The sequence below is a fragment of the Paenibacillus sp. OT2-17 genome (assembly GCF_009827695.1).
Taxonomy (GTDB): Bacteria; Bacillota; Bacilli; order Paenibacillales; family Paenibacillaceae; genus Paenibacillus; species Paenibacillus polymyxa_B.
Window position 1 is genome coordinate 1 of sequence record NZ_WUDQ01000223.1, and the last position, 5696, is coordinate 5696.

The 5696-nt window shown below is 45.4% G+C and carries 6 protein-coding genes; all 6 read right to left on the minus strand.

Annotation, left to right across the window (positions count from 1 at the left end; all coding sequences use genetic code 11):
* Nucleotides 1–719 (minus strand): pectinesterase family protein (locus tag GRP75_RS17965; RefSeq protein ID WP_160789961.1); only part of this gene is annotated, 719 nt, incomplete at its 3' end.
* Nucleotides 720–744: 25 nt separating this feature from the next.
* Nucleotides 745–1629, minus strand: coding sequence for a dienelactone hydrolase family protein (locus GRP75_RS17970; RefSeq protein ID WP_023989414.1), 885 nt, complete (start codon nucleotides 1627–1629; stop codon nucleotides 745–747).
* Nucleotides 1630–1652: 23 nt separating this feature from the next.
* On the minus strand, nucleotides 1653–3014 hold the full coding sequence (locus GRP75_RS17975) for a glycoside hydrolase family 28 protein (protein WP_028540500.1): 1362 nt from the start codon (nucleotides 3012–3014) through the stop codon (nucleotides 1653–1655).
* Nucleotides 3015–3145: 131 nt separating this feature from the next.
* A complete protein-coding gene (locus GRP75_RS17980) occupies nucleotides 3146–4666 on the minus strand; it encodes an extracellular solute-binding protein (RefSeq protein ID WP_028540499.1) in 1521 nt (506 codons plus the stop codon).
* Between the two features lie 28 nt (nucleotides 4667–4694).
* Complete coding sequence (locus tag GRP75_RS17985; RefSeq protein ID WP_023989417.1) at nucleotides 4695–5318, minus strand: YesL family protein; 624 nt, start codon at nucleotides 5316–5318, stop codon at nucleotides 4695–4697.
* Nucleotides 5319–5339: 21 nt separating this feature from the next.
* A partial coding sequence (locus tag GRP75_RS17990; RefSeq protein ID WP_160789962.1) for an ABC transporter permease subunit occupies nucleotides 5340–5696 on the minus strand: 357 nt, incomplete at its 5' end.

Below are 5696 nucleotides of genomic sequence, written 5' to 3' on the forward strand. Positions count from 1 at the left end.
CGCCACGGACGCCCCAAAAAAACCGGAGTAATATCAGGCTCTGCAGTTAGGTAGCAATGGTTGAATACATAACCATACGCTTGTCCTTGCGGCGTAGAGGCAGCTGTAACGTAGCTCGTTTGGTTCTTATGATGGCGTAAACTGCGAATTTCGCAATCTTCAAAATACGCGGTAGCCCCACCAAAAATAAAGTCCACCGTACCCTCTATATAACAATGCTGATAGAGCTGCCGATAGTGCCTATGATGCTCCTTCAAATGGATTCCACCAAACTGGAGTCGTTCTTTCGGTGCAGGAGGTAGAGGGCCTGTAAATAAAGTATCCTGGTGCCCTTTAAAGGTACAGTTTCTAAAGACCGTTTCATCACAATGAGCGTATACCGCAACGGCCTGCCCAATGGCTTCTCCCTGTCCTGCCGTGTTGGAAATTGTGAGATTTTCCAAGATCAGATGGCTACCGCCTAAAAATAAAGTAGGTGTCGCAAAGGTCCCTATTTCCTCACCCGCTTCATCCCGCTCCTTGGCATACCGATCCATTCGAATCTCTACCTGCCCAATGCCTATAATATGAAGATATGAACGGTAAATTCGTACCTCTTCCTCATAAGTACCTGATAAAATAGTTAGCGTTTCCATTTCGTTGGAAGCCGACTGCTCCAATACAGCAATCGCCTCCTGAATCGTATGGAAATCACAAAAGGATTCTTTTCCAACTAGCATGGTTACCCCGATCCCTTCATTTGATTTACAGGTGTTCAGCTAAAAATGACTGCCACGCCGTTCGCATTTCCAACGTCTCCATATGTCCACCGCCCGCAATCACAGGCTGCCAATGCTCAGGGTGACCTGCCTCCTGGTAAGCTTCCAGCAGCCCTTTTGCCAAATGCTCGACTCCTTCAATAGGACACATCCGGTCATTTTGACCTGTTATACTCATCCGTGGACGAGGTACGATCCGCTTTTGAATATCCAAGGTGGTAAAATGCTTCAGCAAGCCGGGGACATAGGAGTAGAAGCCATGATGGTCCAATCCCCTTTTGGCGATCAGCGTATGGGCATCTACCTGTCCACAAATATCAACCGTGACCTGTATCCGTTCATCTAACGCAGCCATCCACCATGCCATGAGTCCACCCATCGACATACCGATTGTTCCGATACGAGAAGCATCAATGTCCTCACGCTGGCACATATAATCCACCAAACGACGGTTATCATACAGCATCATGCCCCACAGCACTTGGCCCTGCCAGAGCATTTCCTTTACCAGCTCGCTCTCGGTTTTGCCTCCACGTTCATTAAATCCCCACATGTCAATGCAGCATACACAGTACCCCATGTCTGTCAGAGTTGTAGCAAACGAGGGCTGCTGTAAGTAAGAACTGCTATGGATCAGTTCCTTGCGCCCGTTCGTATAATTGCCTCCATGCGAATGGTTAAAAACGACCAATGGGAACGGACCGTTCCCTTGTAAGGGTGTAGCTACATAAGCGGGTACAGACTCGATCCCGTTCAAGTCCAGCAGGAGACACTCCAGTCGATATCCCTCACGCTCTTCTTGATTCAGCAGAGTTGCCGTTACAGGGCGATCTGCCGGAAGGTCTCCCAACAATGCTTGCAACTTATCCACGTTGTACCTCCTTTCATGCCCTCCTAATTCATCATATTTTGTTCAGAAGGTTGTATCGTTACTTGTTCTATCAGCTTTTCGGGCTGAGCTGTATTCTTCGAATGGCAACGATTGATTTCAACGTCCTCCCCATTTTCAATATAAAAGGCAGGACCTTCATGATTCTCAATCGTCACATGTTGAAAACGAATATCCTTCACGTTACCTAGATAAAAACCACGGTTGTTCATATCTTCTATCCCTGTCATCATGGCCGGACGACCGGGAATTGCATTTTTAGCCATAGAAATATCAATATTGGAAAATGTGATTTCAGCAATATATTGTTCTGCAAGTCCGTATAAGAATCCAGCAGCCGCATGAACCTGTCGTGCCGTAATATCGGAAAAATGGATTCGTCTAAAGCACGGGGTTTCATCGGTAATCGGATAGGGATTTTTGTCCCACACATATTTGTCTTTGCCCCGAGGGCCGCAGAAATAATAAAGATTCAGAATAAATGGACAAATTACATCTTCCATCACAATGTTGCTGACGCGAATATCCTCGATGGTTCCGCCACGTCCTCGTCTGGATTTCAGACGTATGCCCCGATCCGTTTGCTTGAACACGCAATTGCTGATCGTAACATTACGAATGTCACCACTCATTTCGCTTCCCAGTACGACTGCGCCATGTCCATGCACCATCGTACAGTTGGTAATCGTAATATTTTCACATGGAATTCGCTCTTGTGTATCTTCAGTTCCTGCTTTGATCGCAATACAGTCATCGCCCACATCTATATTGCAGTTGCTAATACGAACATTGGAACAGGATTCAGGATTAATGCCATCCGTATTGGGGGAGTCCGCCGGGTTAAGAATGGACAAATTATCAATTGTAACGTTATAGCAAGCGATGGGGTTTACAGTCCAACTGGGGGAATTTTTTAACATAACATCTTTAATGGTAACCCGCTGACAACGGTCAAAGCTGATTAATTTGGGTCTCGGATACTGTAACTCCTCTGGATGATTGCGGTGCTTTTCCCACCACGGCTGACCATTTCCATCCAGCGTTCCGCTACCTGTAACTGAAATATTCTCAAGGTTCTGCCCATAAATGCATGACGCATGCACTTCCCGCTGAACGCCTTCCCATCTGGATTCTACTACAGGGTAATCAGCCAGTTCCGTACTGAAGGACAGAGTTGCGCCAGGGCTTACATGCAGCTCAATGTTACTTTTCAGAAAGATAGCACCTGTCAGATACGTCCCAGACGGAACAAAAACGGTTCCTCCTCCAGCATTGCTGGCCGCTTCAATGGCAGCCGCAATCGCTCCCGTAGCCAGCGTCGTGCCATCCTGAACTGCTCCATAATCTACAATGTTATACAATTGCATTTCGTTCTCTCCTGTCTTTATATTTTGTGAATGTTAGATCCATTTTGTATTGGAAAAGCATAAGCTGCCCCCGGATTTCAACATCCAAGAAATCATTCAAGGAGTCTGGGGGCAACAGCCATGCTCAACTATTATTTTTTCGTTTTCTTATACGCTTCCTCGTACTCAGCAGTAATCCGTGATCCACCGGAGTTTTTCCAGTTTTCTACGGCTGCTTTAAACCCGGCTTCGTCAAGCTCACCCATAATAAATTTGAAGGAGGCGTCGGTAATGATTTTCTCCAGCTCTGTTCCTTGCTCATTAGCGGTGACTGAATCCAGTGGAACGGTCGGGTCCAGAACAGCAAATTCATTATTTTCTCGGACTAATTCATTAGCCAGTTCCTTTTCTGGATTGGCATCTTTTAAGTTGTAGGTCACTTCACTTGGTCTGGAGCTTGAAAACGGCTGAACATCTGCTTGCCACAAATCTGTATTCGTAATTTTGAAGGCTCCATCTTTTTCGATCTTATAATGAGTGCCTTCTATACCGCCGGTCATATACATATATACATCTTTGTCAATTAAATCATCTACAAATTGCAGCAGTCTCTTCAACTCAGCTTCTGTTTTTACTTCGGATTTCGGAAATGCCAGCAAACCTCCTACCCCGCTTCCCTCAGACCATACGTGGTATTTGCCATCTCCATTCGAAATCTTGTTAACCGGTACCAGCTTCAGCCCCTTTTGTAAGCCTTGGGACAAGGTTCTGAGGTTAGAGATATCGATCATACCTGTATAAATACCTGCTTTACCTTGTGCAAATTGTTGTTGCTGGTCCGTTTTAGCGGTTACAGCAAAGTCTTTAGAGAGATATCCGTTTTTGTATAATTTATTGGAATACTTTAAGGTCTCCAAATATTGAGGAGTATCAAATTCCGGCGTAAATTTTCCGCTTTCATCTACTTTCCAGCCATTAGGTGTGCCAAAGTAGGAACTTAAAGTTTTGAAGCTGCTGTAGCGTAGATCCGATCTGTCAACAAACCCAGTCGTATCATTTTTTCCATTTCCATCCGGATCATCTTCTGTAAACGCTCTCGCAACTTCATACAACTCATCCAGTGTCGTCGGCACCTTCAGTCCCAAGCGATCCAGCCAATCCTGGCGAATGACCAGACCCGCCCGAGCCAGATTCTTCTGGAACGGAACGCCATACAGTACCCCTTCAATGGATGCGGCTTCCCGAACTTCAGGCGGGATTTTCTTCAAATTTTCATAATCATCCAAATACTTTCCTACATCCCAGAATAGCCCTGATTTCAAAGAGCTTCGTACTGAAGAATTTGTCATCATCGTCAGGGTCACCATATCGGCCAATTCGCCGGATGCAAGCGCGGTAGTGATTCTCTCTTCTTTGGAAGCGTCAGGCACCCAATTGAACGTGATTTTAGAATTGGTGTATTCTTCAATTTTGCTTTTGATCGTTTCTGTAGGCGGAGAAGCTGTATGCAATACGTTTAACCAGGTAAATTCCAGTTTGGACTTTGGATCATAGGTTTGGCCGCTTTGATCCTCAGCTCCCTTGTCACCGCAAGCAGCTAAAAAAACACTCATGACCATTAGTACAGCAAGAAGGCCCGATACTCCCTTTTTCGTCGTGATTCCCTTTTTCATCGTGTTTGCTCCTTTTCTGTTTATATATTTATGCCATATCTTCCTCTTTCACCAGAACCTCTCGCTCTATTTTGCTGAACACCTGATGCGTCATCCACATCACGAGATAACCCATAATACTTGCTCCGGCAAAAGTTAGAATTCCTGGGTACAAGCCTAGAATCAATGCAAAAAGCACGACAATTGCTACAAAAAGAACAAGCGTATATTGTAAATACGAAAATCCAATCACTATCGACATTTTGACCTTCAGTCCGATACCTTTCCAATCATAGTGAGCCAGCAGCGGGAAAATGTAGGCCAAAGAGATGAGATACAAAAAGGCTCCAATAAGCGTCACCACACGAACATACCAGGACGAGACGTTGACTATATCCACGTAGAGCACGTAACCCACAAGGCTGTAAAGCCCGCCAATGATTGCTGCTTCTTTAAAGCTTTCTCTAAAGTAACGTACAAACGTCGAGAAAATGGCGACTTCCTCATTGCCCCGAATCCACTGCCTTAAAATACTAAGCATAGCAACGGTTGCAGGCCCAACGCCTATAAAACCCAAGCCCAGAATCGTCGCAACCGTCCAAAGCAAGTTAAGGTAGACCAGGCGCAGCAGGCGCATGCACCATTTGTTCATGTTTTCTACAAACCGTACCATTTTGCATCCTTCCCGTCGTCATTAGTAAACGCCGTCTTCACCAAATTTCTTGGCCAGTCGATTGGAGCCCATAATCAGGATTAACCCTACTACACCTTTAAAAAGTCCTACCGTCGTACTGAAACTTAATTGTCCATTCTTTAAGCCCGCAGTATAAATGTAGGTGTCAAAGATTTCGGCAACCTCGCGGTTTAATGAGTTCAATAGCAGATACATATGCTCAAAGCCCAAATCCAACGTGCTACCGATCTTCAAAATTAATAATGTAATAATGACTGGGCGGATCGCAGGCAAGGTAACGTGCCATGTCTTTCTCAGGCGTCCAGCTCCGTCCATCTCTGCTGCCTCATACAATTGCGTATCTACCACGGTAATCGC

What these genes read in the sequence shown, in the direction of transcription:
- GRP75_RS17975 (WP_028540500.1), bottom strand. Translation starts at nt 3,014, where the DNA reads ATGCAATTGTATAACATTGTAGATTATGGAGCAGTTCAGGATGGCACG.
- GRP75_RS17980 (WP_028540499.1), bottom strand. Translation starts at nt 4,666, where the DNA reads ATGAAAAAGGGAATCACGACGAAAAAGGGAGTATCGGGCCTTCTTGCT.
- GRP75_RS17985 (WP_023989417.1), bottom strand. Translation starts at nt 5,318, where the DNA reads ATGGTACGGTTTGTAGAAAACATGAACAAATGGTGCATGCGCCTGCTG.